A 23,260-nucleotide genomic window follows, 5' to 3' on the forward strand; every position below is an offset into this window, starting at 1 on the left:
GCTCCATTTTCCTGTTCTGGAGTATTCGCTCATGCATGCCAACCCTGCGTCCCTGTCGGGGGCAGCAGATGCCCGTGCAGGCACCAGCATTCTGATCCTCACGATGGCGGCGTTCGCGGTGCTGACCACCGAATTCATCATTCTCGGCATCTTGCCCGGGCTCGCCCGGGATCTGGGTATTACTGTGCCCAAAGCGGGTCAGTTGGTCACCGTGTTCGCCTTTACCGTGATGCTTGTCGGGCCGTTTCTCACCGCTGCGATATCCCACTGGGATCGCAAAAAGGTGTTTCTCGGGGTCCTGCTGATCTTCGCCGCATCCAATGCGCTGTCGGCGGTCGCTACTGACTTCTGGACCATGGCATTGTCGCGCATCCTGGCTGCTGCGACGCTTCCCGTGTTCTGGGGCACCGCCAGTGAATCGGCAGCCCAGCTGGCGGGTAAAGGCAATGAAGGCAAGGCGGTCGCCCGGGTCTATCTGGGCATCACGGCGGCGTTCGTGTTCGGCATTCCCTTGGGCACACTGGCAGCCGATGCGCTCGGCTGGCGGGGCACCTTCTGGTTGATCTCGGGCCTTTGCCTGGTCATTGCGCTGCTGATGTGGGTGTTCCTGCCACAGTTGCCAGAGGCCCCCAAAAGGGCGGGCGGCGAGCGCCAGACGGTCATCCTGCGGGATCCGAAGTTCGTCTTCCACGTCGCGCTCTCGGTGGTGGTGTTCACTGCCATGTTCAGCGCATACACCTACCTGGCTGACATGCTCGAGCGCCTTGCCCATGTGCCCAGCGCGCAGGTCGGCTGGTGGCTGATGGGCTTCGGTGCGGTGGGCATGATTGGCAACGCCATCGGCGGGCGGCTGGTCGACCGCAGCCCGCTTGGCGCGACCATCGTGTTGTTGACGGTGCTGGGCGCCGGCATGGCGGGTGCACCGCCCGCGGTCGATACGCTGTGGCTGCTGGTAGTGGCCCTGGCCGCGTGGGGTATTGCGTATACCGCGTTGTTCCCTGTTTGCCAGGTGCGCGTGATGATCGCAGGCGCCAAAGCGCAGGCCCTCGCCGGCACGCTGAACGTCTCTGCGGCGAACGCGGGCATCGGGTTGGGCGCTGTGATTGGCGGCGTTACCATTGAGCAGTTGGGTCTGGCTGCGCTGGGCTGGGTGGGTGCGCTGATTGCAGTGCTGGCGGTGGGCTTGTCACTGCTGTTGTGGATGGCAAGCGATCGGTCCGGTAATGCTGCTAAACGCGCTCGCGCAACGGCACCCGCGCCAGTGAAAGAAAGCTGAGGTTGAACACGGTCTACTCAAGGGCATATCGATATACCCTTTAATTCTTTGTTTACTGAGCCCGCCTGCTTTCAACTAACGCCTTTTTGAGCGAGCGATAGTCAGTGGAGCACTGCGAAGTAGTCGTCATCGGGCTTGGTGCCATGGGGGCCGCCACCGTTTATCAATTGGCCAAGGCGGGCGTGGATGTGGTGGGGGTCGATCGCTACCACCCACCGCATACCCTTGGCTCGAGCCACGGTGATACGCGCATTACCCGGCTTTCCGTTGGCGAGGGTGCCCAGTATGTGCCCATCGTGAAGAGGGCCCAGCAAATCTGGCGTGAACTTGAGGCGCTGTCTGGCGAATCGCTGTTCGAGCAGTCCGGTTTGCTGGCACTGACCTCCAGTCCCGACTTCGATCCGGACGATAAAAGCGATTTCACCCTGCGCACCATAGGCCTGGCCCAAGCCTACGGAATCGAGCACGAAGTGCTTGGCGCTGCACAGATCCGTCAGCGCTTCCCGCAATTTGCCAACGTGCGCGACGATGCGATCGGCTACTTCGAGCCCGGTGGCGGCTTCGTGCGCCCCGAACGGTGCATCGACGCGCAGTTGCGCCTGGCAGTGCAACACGGGGCAACGCTGCACACAGGTGAAACGGTTACTCAGATCAGCTCGGATGAAAGCGGCGTCACGGTCTGCACCAACCTGCGTACGTTAAAGGCCCGCAAACTGGTGTTCAGTGCCGGCAACTGGGCGGGTGGTTTGTTGGGCGAGCCGTTCGACCGTTTGCTGCGTGTCTACCGGCAGAAGCTGTTCTGGTTCGAGCTCGAAGCCCAGGCGGGCCTTGAGGGTGCATCGCCAACGTTCATCCTGACCCATGGGCGCGGGGACGACAAAATCAATTACGGTTTCCCTGCGCTGCCGGGTGAGGGCAGCCTGAAAATCGCCACGGCCCAATACCACACGGCATCGCTGCCCGACCTGCTGGACCGGACCGTGAGCGCGGCAGAAGAGCGCGAGATGTACGAGTTGCAAGTACAAGGCCGTATCGCCGGGGTGACCGACAAGGTCGTCAAGTCTGCCGTTTGTGCCTACACCGTCACGGCAGATCGCCACTTCATTATCGACGAACACCCTGCGCTGAAGCACACCTTGGTGGTGTCAGCGTGCTCTGGCCATGGTTTCAAACACTCCGCCGCCTTGGGCGAGGCATTCGCCCAGTGGTGCATCCGGGGCTCGACCGACCTCGATCTTTCATCGTTCACCCTCCAACGATTCCAAGGAAAACTCTCGTGAAGCGCATTGCACTTTCGCTGGCTCTGCTGGCTGCCACGCTCGGTACTGCACAGGCTGAAACGCTCAAGATCGCTGTGGTGCCTGTGCCTCACGCCGAGATTCTGGAATTCCTCAAACCTGAGCTGGCCAAGCAGGGGGTCGAGCTGGATATCAAGGTCTTCACCGACTATATCCAGCCTGACCGCCAGGTAGACGAGGGCCGGCTGGATGCCAACTACTTCCAGAGCAAGCCCTACTACGAGGCGTACAAGAAAGACCGGCCCAATAGCGACCAGGTCCCGGTTGTTGCTGTACACATCGAACCGTTCGGGGCCTACTCAAGCAAGGTCAAATCTGTGGCCGAGTTGCAGGACGGCGCCATCGTTGCAATTCCCAACGACCCCACCAACTCCGGGCGCGCACTGCTACTGATTGCCAAGCAGGGGCTGATCACGCTCAAGGACCCTGGCAATATCATGGCGACCGCCGCTGACATCACCAGCAATCCGAAGCATCTGAAGTTCAAGGAACTTGAAGCCGCCATGCTGCCGCGCGTCCTTGGTCAGGTGGACCTGGCGCTGATCAATGCCAACTACGCGCTGGAGGCCAAGCTTGAGCCGCACAAGGATGCGTTGTTCATCGAAAGCTCGGAATCGCCGTACGCCAACTACCTGTATGTACGCAGGGACAAGGCTAGCGACCCGGCTGTACAGAAGCTTGGGGCATTGTTGAATTCGCCTCAGGTGAAGCAGTTCATCCTGGATCGCTACCACGGCGATGTTGTGCCGGCGTTCTGATTTTTGGCCTTTGGGGATTGCTGTGGCGTCCACCTCCCGATATCCCGCCCCCGGACAATCCGTTAAAAACCTGACTCTTGAGTAACCCCAACCGATCAACGGTTCGGCCACTTCTCCAGCAAAATGGAAACAAACTTCTCTGCCGCTGGTGAAAGCGAGGCCCCACGTCGATACACCAGCCCGAGCGTGCGCGTCACCTCGGGCTCCATCAGCGGAATGCTCACCAGCGTTGGATGGTCGGCAGCCGGCATGGCCAGGCTTGGCATGGCCGACACCCCCAGCCCGGCTTCGACCATGCCCAACGAGGTGGAAAGGTGCTGCACCTCATAGAACCACTTCGGCCGCCAGCTGAGCCCGGACAGCGCATGGTCCAGCAACATGCGGTTGCCACTGAGGCGGCCGACGCCGATGAGCCGGTAATCGGCAAGCTCTGTCCAGGTGACCGAAGCGCGATCGGCCAGCTCGTGGTCGCGCCGGCAGGCCAGCACGAAACGCTCCTGCACCAGCGACACGAACTCGATATCCGGATGCTGGCCGCTCATCATGTTGATGCCGAAATCGGCTTCGCCGCGCAGCACCGCCTCCAGCCCCTCGTTGGCACTGAGGTCCAGCAGCCGAATCCGGATTTTCGGGTACTGCTCGTTGTAGTCCCGAATCACCGAGGGCAGGAAGTAGAACGCGGCGGTTGGGATGCAGGCCAGGGTCACCTGGCCGGTCTGGCGCTCTGCAAGTTCGCGAATGCTCAGGATCGAATCTTCAAAATCATCCAGCAGGCGCCTGGCCTTGGGCAGAAAATCGCGGCCGACGGTGGTCAGGCTCACGCGACGGGTGGTCCGCTCGAGCAGGGGTGTTCCCAGACCCTCTTCGAGCTTTTTTATCCGCCGGCTCAACGCGGGTTGTGAGAGGTGCAGCACCTCAGCCGCCTCGTGAAAGCTGCCAAGTTCGGCGATTTTCACGAAAGATCTTATGTCTTGCAGCTCATATTCCATGATGTTTTCCTAAGGGAATTCACCGCTTTATTGTTTTGTTAAACGCAACAATGGCGACGATATTTGCATTGGATCGATTTATCAATCTTTGTCACTCTTGTGTCCAGAACATCAATTTCCCCAATTGATCAACAAGAGTCAGTAGTCATGCAACGAATTCCTTGTGTGCTCATGCGCGGCGGTACCTCCAAAGGCCCGTTCTTTCATGCGTGGGATCTGCCAGCCAATGTGGTCGAGCGCGACGAGCTGCTGATCAACCTGATGGGCTCCGGTCACGAGCTTGAGATCGACGGCATCGGCGGTGGCAGCCCGCAGACGAGCAAGGTGGCCATCATCAGCCCTTCGCTGCATGCCGACGCCGATGTCGACTACCTGTTCGTGCAAGTGATGGTTGCCCAGCGCCGCGTCGATACCGCCCCCAACTGCGGCAACATGCTGTGTGCCGTGGGCCCTTTCGCCATCGAGCAAGGGCTGGTCAAGGGCAATGACGGCAAGACCCTGGTGCGTATCCGCAACCTCAACACCAACACTTTCGTCAATTCGCTGGTGGAGACACCCGGCGGCATCGTGCGCTACGAAGGGCGTACGGCGATCGACGGCGTGCCGGGCACTGCCGCCCCGGTTCACCTGACCTTCCTCGATGCCGTGGGTAGCAAGACCGGCAAGCTGTTCCCGACGGGGCAGGCCAAGGATGTGATCGACGGTATTCCCGTGACCTGCATCGACATGGCCATGCCCATGATGATCGTCGATGCCGCGCAACTGGGCGTAACGGGGTCGGAAACCCCAGCGCAACTGGATGCGAACACGGCCCTGCTGCAGCGCCTGGAAGCCCTGCGCCTGAAAGCGGGCAAGGCCATGGGCCTGGGCGACGTCAGCGGCATGGTGATCCCAAAGCCCGTGCTGATATCGGCACCACGCTTTGACGGTACGCTGCAGGTCCGGTATTTCATGCCGCACAACTGCCACCGGGCGCTGGCCATCACAGGGTCCATCGGGCTGGCAACTGCCTGCGTCAGCCCAGGCACTGTAGTGATGGACATGCTCGGTGATACTGCCGAAGCACTCACCCAAGTACGCCTGGAACATCCCAGCGGCGGTATCGATGTCGCGCTTTCGCGCGGTGGCCCTGATGGCCAGACCATTCAGGCCTCGGTGGTACGCACTGCCCGCAGGCTGTTCTCCGGTTTTGTATACGCCCCTGGTTTTCAGCGTATGGCCGGTTGAAACCCGGCCTGGCGTCAAACCGTGGTAACCCAGGCAACAAAGCGCATCCGCACAATTTCAACAATGGGTGATGCCTCATGAAGATCGCAAAATCACTGTACTTCCAGATTCTCTGCGCCGTCGTGCTGGGCGTAGTGGTCGGGCATTTCTGGGCGCAACAGGCCGTTGCGCTCAAACCGCTGGGCGATGCCTTCATCAAGCTGATCAAGATGATGATCGCGCCTGTCGTGTTCTGCACCATCGTCACCGGGATTGCCGGCATGACCGACAAGCGTTCGCTGGGGCGCTTGATGAGCAAGACCTTGCTCCTGTTCCTGGGGTTGACCGTTGTCAGCCTGATCATCGGCCTTGCGGCGGTCTACCTTTTCCGTCCCGGCGAGGGCATGAACATCGACCCCGCCACCCTCAGCACCGAGGGGCTCAGCCAGTATGCGGCGTCGGCGGCGAAACTGAGCGTGGTCGACTTTTTCATGCACATCATTCCCGATACCTTCATCGGCGCATTCAACAAAGGCGAAGTGCTGCCGGTGCTGTTCATCGCGGTACTCAGCGGTTTTGCCCTGTCCTCGATGGGTGAGAAGGGCAAGCCGGTGCTGGATGTGCTCGAATCCGCTTCGGCCATGGTGTTTCGCATTTTTGGCTACCTGATGCGCTTCGCGCCGATCGGTGCGTTCGGTGCCCTGGCCTTTACCGTAGGCCAGTACGGCATCAGTTCGCTTGGCGCCCTGGCGAAGCTGGTAGGCACCTTGTACATCGCCTGCGCCTTCTTCGTCATCGTCGTACTCGGTGGCATCTGCCGCGCGCATGGTTTCAGCCTGTGGAAACTGCTGCGTTATTTCCGTGAGGAGTTTCTGGTGGTGCTCGGTACTTCTTCTACCGAGCCGGTGTTGCCGCGCATGCTGGAGAAACTGGAAAAACTGGGCTGCAAAAAAGGGGTGGTGGGGCTGGTGCTGCCCACCGGTTACTCCTTCAACCTGGACGGCACGGCGATCTACCTGTCACTGGCGGCCATCTTCATCGCCCAGGCGTGCAACATCGACCTGACCCTGGGGCAGACCATCACCATGCTCGCCATCATGCTGCTGTCTTCCAAGGGCGCTGCCGGTGTGACCGGGAGTGGCTTCGTAGCCCTGGCCTCGACCCTGACCGTCATCCACGACATCCCGTTGGCAGGCTTGGCGCTGCTGATCGGCGTCGATCGTTTCATGTCCGAGGCGCGCGCCCTGACCAGCCTGGCCAGCAATGCAGTTGCCACCGTGGTGGTCTCGCTTTCGGAAAATGCCTGTGAGCGGGATACCTTGATGCGCACCCTTAACGGTGAGCGTGAGCCGCTCGCCGGGCAGGCCGCGCCAACAGCGCCCAGTTGGCCTGCAGAGCCCCGTCATCACGGCTGATCATCACCCGTAACACCCTTCGTTGACTTGAACCCCGCTCAGCATCACTGTGATGCCGAGTGGGGCAGGGGGCCGCCTGCGCGCCAGATGGCCACGCCTAGAATAAAAACAAGAGAACCCAATCATGCTCGCATTGCTTGGCCTGATCATGGTGGTGACCTTCACCTACCTCATCATGAGCAAACGGCTGTCGCCGATCGTTGCGCTCACCGTAGTCCCCATCGTGTTCGCCGTGATCGGCGGGTTTGCGCCGACAACCGGCAAGATGATGCTCGACGGCCTGAAGATGGTTGCCCCGTCGGCTGCACTGCTGTTGTTCGCCATTCTGTTCTTTGGCCTGATGATCGACGCAGGGCTGTTCGATCCGCTGATCCGCAAGATTCTCAAACGCGTCAATGGCGACCCGATCAAGATCGCCATCGGCACTGCACTGCTTTCGCTGCTGGTGGCGCTCGATGGTGATGGCACTACCACCTACATGATCACCTGTGCGGCCATGTTGCCGCTGTACAAGCGCATCGGCATGAACCCGATGATCCTGGCAACGGTGGCGATGCTTTCGCTGAGCATCATGAGTGGCCTGAGCCCATGGGGCGGGCCGGCGACACGGGCCATCGCCGCGCTGGGGCTCGATGCGACCGAGTACTTCATCCCGATGTTGCCGACCATGATCGGTGGGGCTGCCTGGGTAGTCTTCACCGCGTTCCTGCTGGGCCGTGCCGAACGCAAACGCATCGGCAACATCAAGCTCGAATCCGGTGGCGGCAATTGCTACATCAAGGCGATTCTCGAGGACACGCCGCACAAGCGTCCGCGGCTTGCCTACGTCAACCTGTTGCTGGTGGTGGCGGTGATGATCGCGCTGGTCCTGGGCGTGATGCACGCAGCGATCCTGTTCATGATCGGTTTTGTCGCTGCCTTGATGATCAACTACCCGCAACTCGAGGTGCAGAAAGAGCGCATCCTGGCCCACTCCGGCAACGCCATGACGGTCGTGCTGCTGGTGTTTGCCGCAGGGATTTTCGCCGGCATCTTCTCCGGCACGAAGATGGTCGATGCGCTGGCGCAGACACTGGTGGACTGGATTCCGCAGTCCTGGGGCCACTGGTTCCCGCTGGTGGTGGCGATCACCAGCATGCCGCTGACGTTCGTCCTGTCCAATGATGCCTACTACTTTGGCGTAGTCCCGATCCTGGCCAACGCGGCTGCCGCCTACGGCATCGACCCGGTAGAGATCGCCCGCGCTTCGGTGCTCGGCCAGCCGGTGCACCTGATGAGCCCTCTGGTGGCTTCGACCCTGTTGCTGGTGGGCATGGTCGACCGCGATATAGGCGACTTTCAGAAGGCCACCGTCAAATGGGCAGTGCTCACCTCGCTGGTGATCACCGCGCTGGCCCTGCTCACCGGTGCCTTGTCCTTCTTCGTCTGATCCGCCCAGGGCGCCGCCGGGCGCCCGCTTTCTACTCATTCAAAAACAACAACAGAGTACCGAACATGTCCCCAACTGCTCTGCGTGCGGCGGCCGCCTGTGGCCTGCTCTGCGGCTGCCTGCCTGTTGCCGGCGCTGCTGGATTTGTCGATGACGGCAAACTCAAACTGCAACTGCGCAACGTTTATTTCAACGAGAATTTCCGCGACGAGCAGGGCATGAGCGCCCGCGCCGCCGCCACCGCCAAAAGCGAGCGAACCGAGTGGGCGCAAGGCTTTCTGCTCGACTACCAGTCGGGCTTTACCCAAGGCAAGCTGGGCCTGGGGCTCGATGCGATGGGGCTCTTGGGGGTCAGGCTGGACTCCGGCCGTGGCCGCAGCGGTACGGGCCTGTTGCCGGTGCATGACGACGGTCGCGCCGCCCAGGAGTTCGCCAGTGCCGGGGTGACGGCCAAGGCTCGTCTGGGCCGTACGGTGGTCAAGCACGGTACCTTGCTGCCCAAGACACCCGTACTGGTCTACAACGATGCCCGAGTACTGCCGCAGACCTACCAGGGCACACAGCTGACGAGTACCGACATCGATGGGCTGACGCTCACCGCCGGGCATCTGGACCGGTTCAAGCAACGCGACTCTTCCGACAGTACCGGCTTGTACCTGGACGGTTATGGCGGCGCCGAGTCTGGCGACTTCAGCTTCGCCGGCGCCGACTACGCGTTCAGTAAGCACTTGCGCTTGAGCTACTTCCACGGTCAGCTCGAGCACTTCTACCGCCAGGACTTTGCCGGCCTGGTGCATGACCTTGCGCTGGCCGGCGGGGTGCTGACCACCGACCTGCGGTATTTCACCAGCCGTGACAGCGGCGCGGCGTACGGCGGCAGCATCGACAACGACATGTTCAGCGCACAGGTGTCCTACGCCCATTCAGGGCACACCTTCGGCGCCGGGTATCAGGTGCTGGACGGTGAAGCCGGCCTGCCGTACATCAGTGGTGCCACGGTGTATTCGTTCAGCAACGTTGGCATCGGCAAGTTCATCGAGGAAGAAGAAAAGACCTGGATGGCAAGCTATGCCTACAACTTTGCCGCCGCAGGCGTGCCTGGGCTGACCTTCATGACACGCTACCTGAGCGGCGACAACGGCCGCTCCGGGGCGCAGGGGTTGAGTGAATGGGAGCGTGACGCCGAGCTTGCGTATGTGGTGCAGGGCGGGGCACTCAAAGGGCTGGGGGTACGGCTGCGCAACTATGTCTACAGGTCTGACTATTCCCGCGGAAGGGACAGCAATCGCCTCTACCTGACCTATGACATTGCCATCTGGTGAAACTGGCCTGTAAACGCCAGTGCCTGGGGCAATGCGCCAACGGTTTCAGGCGTTTGTCCGATGCCAGCCAAATTCGTTATGGCCGGCATCGGAAACTGGTATTACATCCGCCCGCGCCTGGCTGTTTAGCATCGTCGATGTCTTCCTGTCGACGAGAACAACAACGTGAACCTTGGAAAGATCATTACCCGCAGTGCCCGCTACTGGCCGGACCACACTGCCGTGGCGGACAGCCAGACGCGCCTGACCTATGCCCAGCTGGAACGGCGCAGCAACCGCCTTGCCTCGGGGCTGGGTGCACTGGGCGTTGCCAGCGGTGAACATGTGGCGATCCTGGCTGCCAACCGCGTGGAACTGGTAGAGGCAGAGGTGGCGCTGTACAAGGCGGCGATGGTCAAGGTGCCGATCAACGCGCGGTTGTCGCTGGATGAAGTGGTACGGGTGCTGGAAGACTCCTGCAGCGTTGCGCTGATCACCGATGCCACCTTCGCCCAGGCGCTGGCTGAACGACGCGAGGCCTTGCCGATGTTGCGCCAGGTGATCGCGCTGGAGGGCGAGGGCGGTGACCTGGGTTATGCCGCGCTGCTTGAGCGCGGCAGCGAGGCACCGTGTAGCCTGGACCCTGCCGACGACGCCTTGGCAGTGCTGCATTACACCTCCGGCAGCTCCGGTGTACTCAAGGCGGCCATGTTGTCGTTTGGCAACCGCAAGGCGCTGGTCCGCAAGAGCATCGCCAGCCCCACGCGGCGTTCAGGCCCTGACGATGTGATGGCCCATGTGGGGCCGATCACCCATGCCAGCGGCATGCAGATCATGCCGCTGCTGGCGGTGGGCGCCTGCAACCTGCTGCTCGACCGCTACGACGATCGCCTGTTGCTGGAGGCCATCGAACGTGAGCGGGTGACGCGGCTGTTCCTGGTACCGGCCATGATCAACCGGCTGGTCAATTACCCCGACGTCGAGCGCTTCGACCTGTCCAGCCTCAAACTGGTCATGTATGGCGCCGCGCCCATGGCCCCGGCCCTGGTGAAAAAGGCCATCGAACTGTTCGGGCCGATTCTCGTGCAAGGTTATGGTGCCGGCGAAACCTGTTCGCTGGTCACGGTACTGACCGAGCAGGACCACCTGATCGAAGACGGCAACTACCAGCGCCTGGCCTCTTGCGGGCGCTGCTATTTCGAAACCGACCTGCGGGTGGTGAACGAGGCATTCGAGGATGTGGCACCGGGCGAGATCGGCGAAATCGTGGTCAAGGGGCCGGACATCATGCAGGGCTACTGGCGCGCGCCGGCGCTCACCGCCGAAGTCATGCGCGACGGCTACTACCTGACCGGCGACCTGGCCACGGTCGATGCGCAGGGTTACGTGTTCATCGTCGATCGCAAGAAGGAAATGATCATTTCCGGGGGCTTCAACGTGTACCCCAGCGAAGTGGAGCAGGTGATCTACGGCTTCCCAGAAGTGTTCGAGGTGGCAGTGGTCGGCGTGCCTGACGAGCAGTGGGGTGAAGCGGTGCGCGCTGTGGTGGTGCTCAAGCCCGGCGCACAGCTTGACGCCGCCGAGCTCATCGAGCGCTGCGGCCGCGCCCTGGCCGGTTTCAAGAAGCCGCGCGGCGTGGATTTTGTCACCGAACTGCCGAAAAACCCCAATGGCAAGGTGGTCCGCCGCCTGGTCCGGGAAGCCTACTGGCAACACAGCGATCGTCGTATCTGATCAGGGAGCATGACCATGTATCAACCGAGTGCAAAAGCTGCGCAGATCATCGAAGCCATCGAAGGGTTCGTCCGCGACCAGGTTCGCCCGCTGGAGCAGGAAATGCAGCTGGACTGGGCGCGCCCACACCCTCAGGCGGTCTTGCGGCAAGTATGGAAACGCTCCAGCGAGCAGGGCCTTTACACCCTCATGCTGCCTGAGGCCATGGGTGGTGCAGGTTTGAGCGTGGCTGACCTGTGCGCCGTGAAGGAAGCCACGGTACTGACCGGCTCGATGCTGGCCCCGCATGTATTGGGTGAGCTGTCCGGGCCGCCGCGGGTGGGCCACCTGCTCAAAGTGGCCAGCCCCTATCAGGTGGAGCATTTCCTGCAGCCGGTGTGCCGCGCCGAGAAAGCCGTGTGCTTCGCCCTGACCGAGGCCGAGGCAGGTTCGGACGCCACTGCCATCCGCACCCAGGCGCGCCGCGACGGTGATCACTACGTGCTGAGCGGCAGCAAGCGTTACATCTCTGGTGCCACTTACGCCGACCTGGCGGTGTTGCTGGCCGTGACCGGGCCCGGGCAGGGCGCGCAGGGCATTTCGGCGTTCTTCGTCGACCTCAAGGCGCCGGGCGTGCGTGTCGAAAGCGACTATGCGGTGATGTCCGGTGGTGGGGCTCATGGCGACATCGTGCTGGATGAGGTGCGCGTGCCAGCGGCCAACCTGATTGGCGAGGAGGGCCAAGGGTTCAAGCTGGCCATGGGGCGCATTACCCTCAACCGGCTGCTGCATTGCCCGACCTTGCTGGGCATGGCCGGCCTGGCCCTGAACCTGTCGATCGAGCATGCCCGTAGCCGCAAGCAGTTCGGCCAGCCGATCGCCATGTTCCAGGCGGTCAACCATATGATCGCCGACATGGCCACTGAGCTGCACGCAGCACGCAGCATGGTCTACGCCACTGCGCAGGTGAACGATGCCGGCGGCGATATCCGGACCCAGGCGCCGATGTGCAAGCTGTTCGTCTCCGAGGCCGCATTCCGCATTGCCGACAAGGCCGTGCAGGTGCATGGCGGTGCCGGGTTGATGCAGGGCCACCCGGTGGAATGGATTTTCCGTGCCACCCGAATGATGCGCATCCTGACCGGTACCAGTGAAATCCAGCGCAACACCATCGCCAAAGGCGTGCTGATGCCCGCGTGACCCTCGGGCCGCCACTGCGGCGGCCTTTTGTTACATTCCACAACAATAACAAGAGTAATCGCCATGACTGTGGATGCTTCCCTGCCCAACCCCCGTACGGCCTGGATGGTGGCCGTGCTGCTGGCCCTGCTGATGCTGGTCAATTTTCTCGACAAGGTGGTGATCGGCCTGGTCGCGGTGCCGATGAGCGCCGAACTGGGCCTGACGGCGACTGAGTTCGGGCTCATTGGCGGTGCTTTGCACTGGTTTTTCGCCCTGTCCGCCGTGGTCGGAGGCTTCATGGCCAACCGGCGCCCCACTCGCACACTGCTATTGGGCATGGGCCTGTTCTGGGCGGTGATCCAGTTGCCGATGCTGTTCGCCACTTCACTGTGGGCCATCGTTGCCTGCCGCGTGCTGCTGGGCATCGGTGAGGGGCCGGCATCGCCGGTCGCCACTCATGCGCTGTACAAGTGGTTCCCCAATGACCGTCGCAACCTGCCTGTGGCGCTGCTGCATGCCGGTAGCGCCATGGGGCTGCTGGTGGCTGGCGCGATGATCCCCTGGGTCAGCCTGCACTACGGCTGGCGCACCAACTTCATCATCCTTTCGCTGATCGGCCTGGTGTGGTGCCTGTTGTGGTGGCGGCTGGGGCAGGAGGGCACCCTTGAGCGCCTGCGCGCCAGCCAGCTCAAGAGCGATGAGCCGGCGATACCATATCGCAAGCTGCTGGGCGACCCCAGCGTGATGGGCAACTACCTTTGCCACTTCGCCGCCAACTGGTCGCTGGCCCTGACGCTGACCTGGGTGCCCAGTTATCTGCAGGTCGGCCTGGGCATCGACCCGCTGCAGACGGGGCGGATCTTTGTGATGTTCGTGGTGGTGACCACGCCGTTGAGCCTGTTGATGGCCTGGTTGTCACAACGCCTGATGCGCCGTGGCGTATCGTCGCGCGTGGCGCGCGGCGTATTCGTCTCGCTGTGCCTGATACTTGCCGGGCTGCTGTCTGCGTCGCTGGTGTTGCCAGGCCTGAGCACCGCCGTGCGGGTTGGCGCACTGACTTTAAGTGGCGGGCTGGCACTGGTCATGTACTCCGTGGGGCCGGCCATGCTCGCCGAGTTCACCCCGACGGCCCAGCGGGGCGGGGTGCTTGCGATCGGTAACGGTATCGCTTCGCTGGCCGGCCTGGCTGCGCCGGTGGTAACCGGGTTGCTGGTGCAAGGAGCGGGCGCCGAGCATCCCGCAGGTTATGCCCAAGGCTTTTTGGTCTGTGGCGCCGTACTGGTCGTGGCCGGGCTGGCGGGCCTGGTGACCTTGAACCCGCAGCGCACCCTGAAGCGCCTGGGTGAACCGGTTGCGGTCGAGCATGGCGTGCCGGCGCGCTCTCAGACAGCCAGCTGAACCCCGGGCACCGACCCGAGCGGCGCGTCATCGCCGCCGATCAGCTCACCACGCCAACGGCCGCCGAGTACCAGTTCGATCAGCAGCCCGCGCACCAGGTCGTGCAAGCAACCGGCGGCAAACGACAGGGGCTTGTGCCGTGAGTGCGCAAGGGCAATGGTGCGGCTGATGCGTGGCTCGACGATGAGCCGCGCCTGCGTCGGTTCGAGCAGCTCACACAGCGGCGGCCAGTTGCTGATGGTCGCCGCCAGCCCTGCGCGCACCAGGCTGGCTATGCCGGGTGCCGATTGTTGCTCGTAGGCGGCCGCCAACGGCACGCCGGCTTCCATGGCCGCCTGTTCGATGCGCCGGCGCAGGTGCAGCGCCCTTGGTGGCAGCACCAGCCGCGTGGCGGCGGCTTCGGCCAGGGTAATGGTGTCGGCAGCGCCGGCAGCTGAAGGGCCGACCCAGTACAGCGCCTCGGTAAAGATCGCCTCGGCTTCGACATGTTCAAGCTCCTCGGCGTTGGGCACCACGCCGAAGTCAACCTTGCCCAGTTCGATGGCCTGGCCACCGTTGCGGCTCAGGCCATCCCACACGGTCAAGGTCACACCGGGAAAGCGCTGTTCGGCACGCTTGAGGATTTCCGGCAGCAGCAGGTCTGCGGCAGTGGCCGGAATGGAAATGGCGACATGCCCCTTGGGGTCACCGCGGCTTGATTTGAGCTCGTCCTTCACCGAATCGAGTTTCTGCACCACCTGGCGGGCCACCTCGTAAAGCTGCCGCCCGGCGTCGGTCAGAACGATGCCGTCGTGCTGGCGGTCGAGCAACTGCATTTCCAGTTCACTCTCCAGCAGGCCGATCTGCCTGCTCAGCGCCGGCTGGGCGATGTAGGCGCGACGCGCGGCCGAGGAGAAACTGCCGGCTTCGACGATTGCGATCAGGTAGCGGAGCTGTTTGAGGGTCATCGCAGCGGTTCCAAGGGTATGCCGAACTGATATGGCACGTATCCGAACACGTTATTTGTGGGGTTCGAAGCGTGGCTCCTAGTATCACCCGGAAAGGGCGTGCCAAGGCAAGCCCGCCCGGCCAGGTCAGCCAACAACAACAAGAGGCCAAACCCATGAAACCTGTCGCCCTGCTGCGAAGCGTTCTGTTCGTCAATGCCAGCCTGCTGGCCCTTCACCTTGGCGCCACGCCACTCGCGCCACTGCCCCCGCAGCTGACACCCGTGGGTGCCGAGCGTGCACCCAGCAGTGATGGCCGCATACCGGCCTGGAGCGGGGGGCTGCAACCGGGGCAGGTCTCGCTGGCGGTCAACGGCACGCCACTGGACCCCTACGCCGATGAGCAGCCGCTGTACACCATCACTGCGCAGAACTACCCGCACTATCGCGAGCAGCTCACGGCAGGCCAGGTGGCGCTGTTCGAGCGTTACCCCAGCTCTTTTCGCCTGCCGGTCTACCCGTCGCACCGCAGTGTCGCAGTGCCCGCTCGGGTGAGCGAGTGGGCCAGGCACAACGCCGCCAGCGCCCATCTGGTCAATGACGGCAACGGCGTGCAGGGTTTTGCCGGGGTACTGGCGTTTCCGCTGCCACGCAATGGCCTGCAGGTACTGTGGAACCATCTGACGCGGCCACGCAACGGCAGTTACAGCTTGGCGTCGGACAGCATCACCCCGCGTCGTGATGGTCGCTTCGTCATGTTCAGCGCGCAGCAAACCTTCGCCCGGCCCGATGTGCTGCCTGGCGGCCAGGCAAGCAACGTACTGTATTACCTGAGCTACCGCATGACCGCGCCATCGCGCCTGGCAGGTGATGCCTTGGTGTTGCACGAAACCCTCGACCAGGTCGCCCAGCCGCGCCTGTCGTGGTTGTACAGCAGCAGCCAGCGGCGCGTCAGGCGCGCGCCTGCAGTGGCCTATGACAACATCAGCCCGGGCACTGCCGGGCTGCGCACCGCCGACAGCCGCGACATGTTCAACGGTGCCCCCGACCTTTACCACTGGACCCTGGTCGGCAAGAAAACCCTGCACGTACCCTACAACAGTTATCGCCTGGCTTCGCCACAGCTCAGCTACACCGCGCTGATCGGCCAAGGCCACGTCAACCCGCAGCCAACACGCTACGAATTGCACCGGGTATGGGAGCTGGTCGGTACCCTCAAGCCTGGGGCCGAGCATATCTATGCCAGCCGCCGCTATTACCTGGACGAGGACAGCTGGGCCATCGTCGAGGCAGACTTCTTCGACCACCAAGGGCGGCTGTGGCGCACGGCCCAGGCGCACAGTTACTACCATGTCACCGGGCAGGCACTGGTCAACGCCATGGAGGTGATCTACGACCTGCGCAGCGGGCGTTACCAACTGTCGGGCCTGACCAACGAGCAACCCAAGCCGTTCACCTTCGATCTGCGCACCAGCGCTTCGTACTTCTCACCTGGGGCGCTGCGCAGCCAAGGGCTGCGTTGAGCACCCAGGGCCACACACAGGACAGCCGATGAGTTCCGATCACCATTACAGCGCCTGGGAGCGCTGGTTGCTGGGGCCTGGCAAGCCACCTGACCCGCGCTTCACCCTGGCCAATGAACGCACCTTTCTGGCATGGCTACGCACCGCCCTGGCACTGCTGGGTGGTGCCATTGCCCTTGAAACCTTTGCCGCGCATGCCTGGCCACAGTCCGGGCGCCTGGCCATGGAGTTCGCGTTGCTGCTGGCGAGCCTGCTGGTAAGCCTGGGGGCTGGGTGGCGCTGGCTGGTGGTGGAGCGCGCACTGCGTCGCGATGCGCCATTGCCGCTGCCACGGCTGGTACCGCTGCTGAGCGTGGCCTGCGCGCTGGCTTGCGCGGCACTGGTGCCGCTGTTATGGGGGCGTTGGCATGGCTGACGGCACTGTCGACACCGGTTTGCAGGCCGAGCGTACGGTGTTGGCCTGGCGACGAACACAGTTGTCTTTACTGGTGCTGGCTTGCCTGGCATGGCGCGGCGGCATGGAGGCTGTGGCGGGCGCGGCAGTGTTGTTGGCGCTGCTGGGCAGGGTACGCGAACGCGCCATCTACCGCCGCGGCCTGGCCATGTTGCGCAGCGAGCGCGGCTGGGCAGCTGCGCGCACCGTACCGCTGACTGCGTTACTGGTGGCCGGGTTGGTGCTAGGGGTGTGGTTGCGCCGCACTGCTTAGCGCGGCGCTATTGGGTGCTCAGGGCGTGACGATATTGAAGCGCCCGTCAGGCTCATCCAGCCCAGCCATGAAACGCATGAACTTCATGCGCTCACCGCTGATGTCGATTCCTCCCGCTTTGGCTTCCTTGAGAAAACCGGTCTGCTTCAGGGCGATGCGGTCCAGGGTGGCCTTGCTCATGTTGATCTGCACATCCGCTTTGGCGTGTTGCGCGTGATCGCGGTGGGTGAGCACGCCGTTGCGCAGGGTAAGGGCGTAGGTTTCGTTCAGGTCGGTGAAGCGCCAGTTGATGGTCAGGTCCTGCTCTGCCGCCTTGGCTGCATCGACGCGCACACCCAGGTAGTCGAAGAACAGCGTCGGGGTCAGTGCGCGTACCAGGTCGTCGGCGCTGCCGCCTTTGCTGGCACCGGCCGCTACGCCGTTGCGCAGTTCCTGCGCACCGGTCAGGTAAGCATTGCGCCAGGTGGCGTTCTCGCTCTGGTAGCCCAGTTGCTCCAGGGCATCGGCTTGCAGGTCACGTGCGGCGCTGTTGTCCGGCTGGGCGAACACCAGGTGCCGGGTGAGCTCCGCCACCCAGCGGTAGTCGCCCTTGCCGTACGCCTCGCGCGCCAGTGTCAGCACCCGCTCGCTGCCGCCCAGCGCCGCCACATAGCGCTGGCCTGCCTCGCTTGGCGGCAAGGGGTTTAGGGTCGCCGGGTTGCCGTCGTAGAAGCCCATGTAGCGCTGATACACCGCCCGCACGTTGTGGCTGAGCGAGCCGTAGTAGTCGCGGCTGTACCATTTGCTGGCCAGCCGGGGTGGCAGCGAGGTCAGTTCGGCCGCAATCTCGGTAGGGGTGAGGCCGCGGTTGAGCAGGCGCAGCGTCTGGCTGTCGAGGAAGGCGTACATGTCACGCTGATCGGCCAGGTACTCACGGATCGCCGCGCCGCCCCAGGTTGGCCAATGGTGCTGGGCGAACACCACCTCGGCCTGATCGCCGTAGCGCAGCAGCGACTGGTCCAGGTAGTGCGCCCAGACCTTGGCATCGCGCACCTGGGCGCCACGCAAGGTGAGAATATTGTGCTGCACATGGGAGGCGTTTTCGGCCATGCACAGGGCTTTGAACGCAGGGAACCACAGGTTCATCTCGGCGGGTGCTTCAGTGCCGGGCGTGAGCTGGAACTCGATATCGACGCCATCGATACGCAGGGTTTCGAACGGTTTTTCGATCAGCCGAGTCGGGGCGATAAGGCTGACTGTGGCATTGGCCGGCACACCCTTGCCCAGCCCCGCGTCAACCTGGCCGCGTGGCCCGCGTGGCAGCGGCGCACCATACATGTACTGCGCCCGGCGCTTCATCGCCGGCCCGGCCAGTACGTTCTCGCTGATGGCATGTTCGAAGAAACCTTGAGGGGCAATGACCTGGACCTTGCCGGCCTTTACGTCGGCCTCGTCGACCACCCCGCGCACGCCGCCGAAATGATCGACGTGTGGGTGGGTGTAGATCACCGCCACCACCGGGCGTTGCGGGCGATGCCTGAAGTACATGGCCAGCCCGGCCCGGGCGGTCTCGACCGACAGCAGCGGGTCCATCACGATCAGCCCGTGCTCGCCTTCGATCAGGGTCATGTTGGCCAGGTCCAGGCCGCGTACCTGGTAGATGCGGTCGGTGACCTTGAACAGCCCGGCGATGGTATTGAGTTGGGCGATGCGCCACAGGCTGGGGTTGACCGTTGCCGGTGCCTCGCCCTTGAGGAAGGCGTAGCGCTGCAGGTCCCAGACCGTTTTGCCATCGGCATTGAGCACCGCCTGGTCGACGCTTTCCAGCAGGCCGCGGCGGGCGTTGTCGAAGTCAGCCCGGTCGTCGAAAGGCAGGCGCTGCAGCCATTGCTGGTTGCTTTGGCGCGTCAGGTCGGTGGCATCGTTGGCCGGCGCCTGGGCAAGCACCGCAGAGGGCAGGGCGAGGGCCAGCAGGGTGGGCAGGTAGCGTAGGCGCATGGGGTGGTCCTTGTTGTTATGGGGGCAACCACTCTAAGGACAGAGGTTGCCGGCAAACCAATACCACTCTTGCATGGGTGGCCATACCTGAATGCGATGGCTCAGCCGCTGCGAATGTCCATGATGCGCGCTACCAGCCAGGCCAGTGCCGGGTCGTGCTGACGGTGGGCAAGGTACACCAGTTCCAGCTCGAAGGGCTCCAGGGCGAAAGGCAGGTCAAAGACCTGCAAGGGCAGTAGCTGGGCGAAATGGCGGGCCAGTGCGGTGGGCAAGACCACGCACAGGTCGGAGCTGGCGGCCAGGTGCGCGGCCTGCAGGTAATTGGGCGTGGTGTAGGCAATGCGCCGCGCCAGGCCCTGTTCGGCCAGCCACTGGTCGACCATGCCCCGGGTCTGGCCGCCGTGCACCCACAAGTGACGCAAGCCCAGGAAGGCTTGCAGATCGAGCGCGCCATCGACCTCTGGGTGCCCCTGGCGCACCGCCACGTGCAGGGTTTCGCTGCGCCAGTGGCGGCGCTCGTAGCGCGCCGGCACATCGTCGAAGCGCCCCAGCACCAGGTCGAGTTCACCACGGTCGAGGGCATCGGCCGGCAGGTTGGGTGCCAGGTGCAGCACATCCACGCGCAAGTGCGGCGCCTGGGTTTGCAGGGTGGCGAGCAACCTGGGCATGCACAATTGTTCGGCGAAGTCGGTCAGGGCAATGCGCAGTTGCCTGTGGCTGCGGCCCGGGTCGAAGCTGTCGCCGGCGCCGAGCGTCTGCTCGATCTGTTGCAGCGCCGCGCGAATCGGCCCTTCCAGGGCCAGGGCGCGTGGGGTAGGGCGCATGCGTCGGCCGACCCGCACCAGCAGCGGATCACCGAGCACGTCGCGCAGGCGCGCCAAGGCGTTGCTCACTGTAGGCTGGGTCAGGGCCAGACGTTCCGCTGCGCGTGACACGTTCTGTTCACGCAGCAGCATGTCCAGCACGCGCAGCAAGTTGAGATCGAAGTTGGATATATTCATGTGAAAAATACATGGGATGGAAAATTAGAATTTCAAAAATAGTAGGCGCCTGACTAGGGTGAGGGCAATGCCTTCACCTACCGAATCAGGAGTGTCACGCGTGAGTACTTCCTACAACGTTCAGCAGACGGCCGTGATCGGGGCCGGGACCATGGGCCGCGGCATCGTCATCAGCCTGGCCCGTGCCGGGCTGCCTGTGCTGTGGCTGGACAACGACCCCAGCGCCACCGAGGCAGGCCTTGCCATGCTCGCGCAGACTTGGGCCCAGCAGGTCGCCAAAGGCCGTATCGACCAAGCCCAGGCCGATGCCTGCCTGGCGCGGGTGCGGCAGGTAACGGCCTACACCGAGCTGGCCGAGGCCGACCTGGTGATTGAAGCGGTGTACGAAAACCTGGCGCTCAAGCAAGAGATCTTCCGCACCCTGGACAGCACGCTCAAGCCTGCAGCGATCCTGGCCAGCAATACCTCGGCGCTGGACATCGATGCCATCGCCGCCGTCACCGGGCGGCCTGAACAGGTGTTGGGGCTGCACTTTTTCAGCCCGGCGCATGTGATGAAGCTGCTGGAGGTGGTGCGCGGGCAGCTTACCGCGCCCGCAGTGCTGGACGCGGCTGTGGCGCTGGGCCAGCGCATGGGCAAGGAGGTGGTGGTGGCAGGCAACTGCCCCGGTTTCATCGGCAACCGCATGCTGCGTACCTATGTCGCCGAGGCCCGGCAGTTGCTGCTCGAGGGCGCCACACCGCGGCAGGTGGACGAGGCGCTTCAGGGGTTCGGCTTTGCCATGGGCCCGTTCCGCATGTATGACGTGGTCGGCATCGACCTGGAGTGGCGCGCACGTCAACTGGCCGGGGAGGGGATGGATGCCCCGTTGGTCCAGGTCGACAATGCTTTGTGCGCGCTCGGCCGTTTCGGGCAGAAGGTTGGCCAGGGCTATTACCGTTACGCACCCGGCAGCCGCGAAGCCTTGCATGACCCCGAGGTCGATGCTTTGGTGCTCAAGGTCGCTCAGGACCTGGGTGTGCGTCGGCGCGCGATCGATGACGAGGAGATCCGTGAGCGCTGCCTGCTGGCGCTGGTCAATGAAGGGGCGAAAATTCTTGAGCAGGGCATAGCCAGTGGTAGCCAGGACATCGACCGGGTCTACTTGCATGGGTATGGCTTCCCGGCAGAGACCGGCGGGCCGATGTGCTGGGCCGATCGACAAGGGCTGGGGGTACTGCTGGCCAGGCTGGAGCGGCTGCAGGGCCTGTTTGGCGAGCACTGGCGACCTGCTGGCCTGCTGATGCGCCTAGTCGCGGCCGGCAAACAGCTGGCTGACGTGAGCGAGGGCCGCGCATGAACTACCGAGCCCCCCTGCGTGACATGCAGTTCGTCCTGCATGAAGTCTTCGATGTGACGCAACATTGCGCCCGCCTGGGCAACGGCCTGGACCGTGAAACCATCGATGGCATCCTTGAACAAGGCGCTCGCTTTGCCAGCGAGGTGGTGGCCCCGCTCAATCGCCAGGGCGACGAGCAGGGCTGCCGCCTGGAGCAAGGGCAGGTGCTGACCCCCGAAGGCTTCCGCCAGGCCTACCGGCTGTATGTCGAGCAGGGCTGGGGCGGCATGACCGGCCCGGCCGAGCACGATGGCCAAGGCCTGCCGCAGATGGTTGCAGCCTGTTTTCACGAAATGCTGATGAGCGCCTCGCTGGCGTTTCGGATCTATTCGGGCCTCACCGAGGGTGCTGTGCTGGCCCTGCACCGGCATGGCAGCCCGGCGCTCAAGCGCGACTACCTGGGTAAGCTGGTCAGCGGCGAGTGGGCCGGCACCATGTGCCTGACCGAGCCGCAGGCTGGCACCGACCTGGCGCTGCTGCGTACCCGTGCCGAGCCGCAAGGCGATGGCAGCTATCGCATCAGTGGCAGCAAGATCTTCATCAGCGGCGGCGACCAGGACCTGACCGACAACATCATCCACCTGGTGCTGGCCCGCCTGCCCGATGCGCCGGCCGGAGTGCGCGGCATCAGCCTGTTCCTGGTGCCCAAGTTCGAGTGCGCGGCTGACGGTGGACCGGGCGTGCCCAACGCGCTGGGCTGCGGTGCCCTCGAGCACAAGATGGGCATCAAGGGGGCTGCCACCTGCGTGATGAACTTCGACGGCGCCCGCGGCTGGCTGGTGGGTGAGGCCAACCAGGGCCTGGCCTGCATGTTCACCATGATGAACGATGCGCGCTTTCAGGTGGGGCTGCAGGGGCTGGGCATTGCCGAAGCGGCGTTCCAGGGCGGCCTGACTTATGCCCGTGAGCGCTTGCAGTCGCGCAGCCTGGCCGGCCCGGTGGCGCCCGAGCGCAGCGCCGACCCGATCATCTGCCACCCTGACGTGCGGCGCATGCTGCTGACCCAGAAGACCCTCAGCGAGGGCTGCCGGATGCTAGCGGCCTACGCCGCCCAGGCGCTCGACCTGGAGCAGGGTGCGGCGCAGCCTGAAGTGCAGGCCGCCGCCGGGCGTCGGGCAGCGCTGCTGATTCCGGTGGTCAAGGCCTTCCTCACCGATGTCGGCCAGGAGGTCGCCAGCCTAGGCGTGCAGCTGTATGGCGGCCATGGCTACATTCGCGAGTGGGGCATGGAGCAGTTGATGCGCGACAGCCGGATCACCCAGCTGTATGAGGGTACCAATGGCATCCAGGCCCTGGACCTTGTTCGCCGCAAGGTACTGGCCGACGGCGGCGAGCAGCTGCGCCTGTTGATCGATGAACTGCTGGAGGCGGCGCACGAGTGCCGCGCAGATGACCTGACAGGGATGGCCGAGGCAGTGACCCTGCGCTTGCAGGAGTGGCGCAACCTGAGCGCCGAGGTGCTCGACGCATGCCGCTGCGACCCCCAGGAAATTGGAGCGGTGTCGGTCGATTTTCTTGCCTATTCAGGCTATGTGCTGCTGGCTGCGTTGTGGCTGCGGGCGGCCGAGCGGGCCAGTGCGGCACTGGCCGTCGGCAGCGGCGACAGCGCGTTCTACCAGGCCAAGTTGCACGCAGCGGACTTTTACTGGCGGCGCATCCTGCCGCGTGCAAGTGCCCACTGTGAGGCGTTGCGTGGCGGCGCCCAGTGCCTGATGAGCCTGGATGAAGCGCACTTCGCCTTCTGATCGCTGTGCCGTTCACCCACAAGAACAAAAGGAACATG

19 protein-coding genes are annotated in these 23,260 nt (G+C 63.7%); 15 read left to right on the plus strand and 4 right to left on the minus strand.

Translation table 11 applies throughout. The features are described from left to right. Positions 1-31 precede the first annotated feature (31 nt). The 3 genes from NGJ21_RS25080 to NGJ21_RS25090 all read left to right on the plus strand — a co-directional run bounded on the left by NGJ21_RS25080 (position 32) and on the right by NGJ21_RS25090 (position 3,332). A complete protein-coding gene (locus tag NGJ21_RS25080) occupies positions 32-1,276 on the plus strand; it encodes an MFS transporter (RefSeq protein ID WP_115274412.1) in 1,245 nt (414 codons plus the stop codon). Between the two features lie 104 nt (positions 1,277-1,380). Then, complete coding sequence (gene solA, locus NGJ21_RS25085) at positions 1,381-2,556, plus strand: N-methyl-L-tryptophan oxidase (RefSeq protein ID WP_251962840.1); 1,176 nt, start codon at positions 1,381-1,383, stop codon at positions 2,554-2,556. Then, the gene (locus tag NGJ21_RS25090; RefSeq protein WP_012315011.1) at positions 2,553-3,332 is read left to right on the plus strand and encodes a MetQ/NlpA family ABC transporter substrate-binding protein; all 780 of its coding nucleotides are present in this window, start codon (positions 2,553-2,555) and stop codon (positions 3,330-3,332) included. The genes solA and NGJ21_RS25090 overlap by 4 nt, the downstream gene beginning before the upstream one ends. A gap of 95 nt (positions 3,333-3,427) precedes the next feature. Here the strand turns inward: NGJ21_RS25090 and NGJ21_RS25095 are convergent, their stop codons facing one another. Further along, the gene (locus tag NGJ21_RS25095) at positions 3,428-4,321 is read right to left on the minus strand and encodes a LysR family transcriptional regulator (protein ID WP_012315010.1); all 894 of its coding nucleotides are present in this window, start codon (positions 4,319-4,321) and stop codon (positions 3,428-3,430) included. 147 nt (positions 4,322-4,468) lie between these two features. On the opposite strand from NGJ21_RS25095, the gene NGJ21_RS25100 reads away from it, so the two are divergent. The 7 genes from NGJ21_RS25100 to NGJ21_RS25130 all read left to right on the plus strand — a co-directional run bounded on the left by NGJ21_RS25100 (position 4,469) and on the right by NGJ21_RS25130 (position 13,965). Beyond that, complete coding sequence (locus NGJ21_RS25100) at positions 4,469-5,548, plus strand: 4-oxalomesaconate tautomerase (protein ID WP_174142488.1); 1,080 nt, start codon at positions 4,469-4,471, stop codon at positions 5,546-5,548. 77 nt (positions 5,549-5,625) lie between these two features. Continuing rightward, complete coding sequence (locus NGJ21_RS25105) at positions 5,626-6,942, plus strand: dicarboxylate/amino acid:cation symporter (protein WP_125924022.1); 1,317 nt, start codon at positions 5,626-5,628, stop codon at positions 6,940-6,942. A gap of 124 nt (positions 6,943-7,066) precedes the next feature. Further along, a complete protein-coding gene (locus tag NGJ21_RS25110) occupies positions 7,067-8,371 on the plus strand; it encodes a CitMHS family transporter (RefSeq protein WP_012315007.1) in 1,305 nt (434 codons plus the stop codon). A 65-nt stretch (positions 8,372-8,436) separates the two neighbouring features. Then, a complete protein-coding gene (locus tag NGJ21_RS25115) occupies positions 8,437-9,693 on the plus strand; it encodes an OprD family porin (protein ID WP_251962841.1) in 1,257 nt (418 codons plus the stop codon). A 165-nt stretch (positions 9,694-9,858) separates the two neighbouring features. Further along, entirely contained in the window at positions 9,859-11,406 is a 1,548-nt protein-coding gene (locus tag NGJ21_RS25120) for an AMP-binding protein (protein ID WP_251962842.1), read from the plus strand. A gap of 15 nt (positions 11,407-11,421) precedes the next feature. Further along, positions 11,422-12,585, plus strand: a complete 1,164-nt coding sequence (locus NGJ21_RS25125; protein WP_046785762.1) for an acyl-CoA dehydrogenase family protein — start codon at positions 11,422-11,424, stop codon at positions 12,583-12,585. A gap of 105 nt (positions 12,586-12,690) precedes the next feature. After that, positions 12,691-13,965, plus strand: coding sequence for an MFS transporter (locus NGJ21_RS25130; protein ID WP_251962858.1), 1,275 nt, complete (start codon positions 12,691-12,693; stop codon positions 13,963-13,965). On the opposite strand, the gene NGJ21_RS25135 is transcribed toward NGJ21_RS25130, so the two are convergent. Further along, entirely contained in the window at positions 13,950-14,912 is a 963-nt protein-coding gene (locus NGJ21_RS25135; protein ID WP_039602330.1) for a LysR family transcriptional regulator, read from the minus strand. The genes NGJ21_RS25130 and NGJ21_RS25135 overlap by 16 nt on opposite strands. Before the next feature lie 155 nt (positions 14,913-15,067). Between NGJ21_RS25135 and NGJ21_RS25140 the strand changes: the two genes are divergently transcribed. From NGJ21_RS25140 to NGJ21_RS25150, 3 genes are read left to right on the plus strand one after another with little or no spacing between them, the layout of a single operon-like run. Further along, positions 15,068-16,414, plus strand: a complete 1,347-nt coding sequence (locus tag NGJ21_RS25140) for a DUF1329 domain-containing protein (protein WP_115274422.1) — start codon at positions 15,068-15,070, stop codon at positions 16,412-16,414. A gap of 28 nt (positions 16,415-16,442) precedes the next feature. After that, complete coding sequence (locus tag NGJ21_RS25145; protein WP_012314999.1) at positions 16,443-16,829, plus strand: YidH family protein; 387 nt, start codon at positions 16,443-16,445, stop codon at positions 16,827-16,829. Then, positions 16,822-17,121 carry a DUF202 domain-containing protein gene (locus NGJ21_RS25150; RefSeq protein ID WP_046785766.1) on the plus strand — a complete coding sequence of 100 codons (300 nt, stop codon included), beginning with the start codon at positions 16,822-16,824 and terminating at the stop codon, positions 17,119-17,121. Before NGJ21_RS25145 ends, NGJ21_RS25150 begins: the two co-directional genes overlap by 8 nt. 18 nt (positions 17,122-17,139) lie before the next feature. Here the strand turns inward: NGJ21_RS25150 and NGJ21_RS25155 are convergent, their stop codons facing one another. Both NGJ21_RS25155 and NGJ21_RS25160 read right to left on the minus strand, forming a co-directional pair. After that, complete coding sequence (locus tag NGJ21_RS25155) at positions 17,140-19,098, minus strand: alkyl/aryl-sulfatase (protein ID WP_251962843.1); 1,959 nt, start codon at positions 19,096-19,098, stop codon at positions 17,140-17,142. A 101-nt stretch (positions 19,099-19,199) separates the two neighbouring features. Further along, positions 19,200-20,099, minus strand: a complete 900-nt coding sequence (locus NGJ21_RS25160) for a LysR family transcriptional regulator (RefSeq protein WP_046785767.1) — start codon at positions 20,097-20,099, stop codon at positions 19,200-19,202. Positions 20,100-20,166: 67 nt separating this feature from the next. Between NGJ21_RS25160 and NGJ21_RS25165 the strand changes: the two genes are divergently transcribed. Both NGJ21_RS25165 and NGJ21_RS25170 read left to right on the plus strand, forming a co-directional pair. Then, positions 20,167-21,438, plus strand: a complete 1,272-nt coding sequence (locus tag NGJ21_RS25165) for a 3-hydroxyacyl-CoA dehydrogenase (RefSeq protein WP_442968986.1) — start codon at positions 20,167-20,169, stop codon at positions 21,436-21,438. Further along, a complete protein-coding gene (locus NGJ21_RS25170; protein WP_046785769.1) occupies positions 21,435-23,222 on the plus strand; it encodes an acyl-CoA dehydrogenase C-terminal domain-containing protein in 1,788 nt (595 codons plus the stop codon). Before NGJ21_RS25165 ends, NGJ21_RS25170 begins: the two co-directional genes overlap by 4 nt. Positions 23,223-23,260 lie beyond the last annotated feature (38 nt).

This window comes from Pseudomonas sp. Marseille-Q5299 (assembly GCF_943737035.1).
Classification (GTDB): Bacteria; Pseudomonadota; Gammaproteobacteria; order Pseudomonadales; family Pseudomonadaceae; genus Aquipseudomonas; species Aquipseudomonas putida_E.

What these genes read in the sequence shown, in the direction of transcription:
- NGJ21_RS25080 (WP_115274412.1), top strand. Translation starts at nt 32, where the DNA reads ATGCATGCCAACCCTGCGTCCCTGTCGGGGGCAGCAGATGCCCGTGCA.
- NGJ21_RS25095 (WP_012315010.1), bottom strand. Translation starts at nt 4,321, where the DNA reads ATGGAATATGAGCTGCAAGACATAAGATCTTTCGTGAAAATCGCCGAA.
- NGJ21_RS25100 (WP_174142488.1), top strand. Translation starts at nt 4,469, where the DNA reads ATGCAACGAATTCCTTGTGTGCTCATGCGCGGCGGTACCTCCAAAGGC.
- NGJ21_RS25105 (WP_125924022.1), top strand. Translation starts at nt 5,626, where the DNA reads ATGAAGATCGCAAAATCACTGTACTTCCAGATTCTCTGCGCCGTCGTG.
- NGJ21_RS25110 (WP_012315007.1), top strand. Translation starts at nt 7,067, where the DNA reads ATGCTCGCATTGCTTGGCCTGATCATGGTGGTGACCTTCACCTACCTC.
- NGJ21_RS25115 (WP_251962841.1), top strand. Translation starts at nt 8,437, where the DNA reads ATGTCCCCAACTGCTCTGCGTGCGGCGGCCGCCTGTGGCCTGCTCTGC.
- NGJ21_RS25125 (WP_046785762.1), top strand. Translation starts at nt 11,422, where the DNA reads ATGTATCAACCGAGTGCAAAAGCTGCGCAGATCATCGAAGCCATCGAA.
- NGJ21_RS25130 (WP_251962858.1), top strand. Translation starts at nt 12,691, where the DNA reads ATGGTGGCCGTGCTGCTGGCCCTGCTGATGCTGGTCAATTTTCTCGAC.
- NGJ21_RS25135 (WP_039602330.1), bottom strand. Translation starts at nt 14,912, where the DNA reads ATGACCCTCAAACAGCTCCGCTACCTGATCGCAATCGTCGAAGCCGGC.
- NGJ21_RS25140 (WP_115274422.1), top strand. Translation starts at nt 15,068, where the DNA reads ATGAAACCTGTCGCCCTGCTGCGAAGCGTTCTGTTCGTCAATGCCAGC.
- NGJ21_RS25145 (WP_012314999.1), top strand. Translation starts at nt 16,443, where the DNA reads ATGAGTTCCGATCACCATTACAGCGCCTGGGAGCGCTGGTTGCTGGGG.
- NGJ21_RS25150 (WP_046785766.1), top strand. Translation starts at nt 16,822, where the DNA reads ATGGCTGACGGCACTGTCGACACCGGTTTGCAGGCCGAGCGTACGGTG.
- NGJ21_RS25155 (WP_251962843.1), bottom strand. Translation starts at nt 19,098, where the DNA reads ATGCGCCTACGCTACCTGCCCACCCTGCTGGCCCTCGCCCTGCCCTCT.
- NGJ21_RS25160 (WP_046785767.1), bottom strand. Translation starts at nt 20,099, where the DNA reads ATGAATATATCCAACTTCGATCTCAACTTGCTGCGCGTGCTGGACATG.
- NGJ21_RS25165 (WP_442968986.1), top strand. Translation starts at nt 20,167, where the DNA reads ATGCCTTCACCTACCGAATCAGGAGTGTCACGCGTGAGTACTTCCTAC.
- NGJ21_RS25170 (WP_046785769.1), top strand. Translation starts at nt 21,435, where the DNA reads ATGAACTACCGAGCCCCCCTGCGTGACATGCAGTTCGTCCTGCATGAA.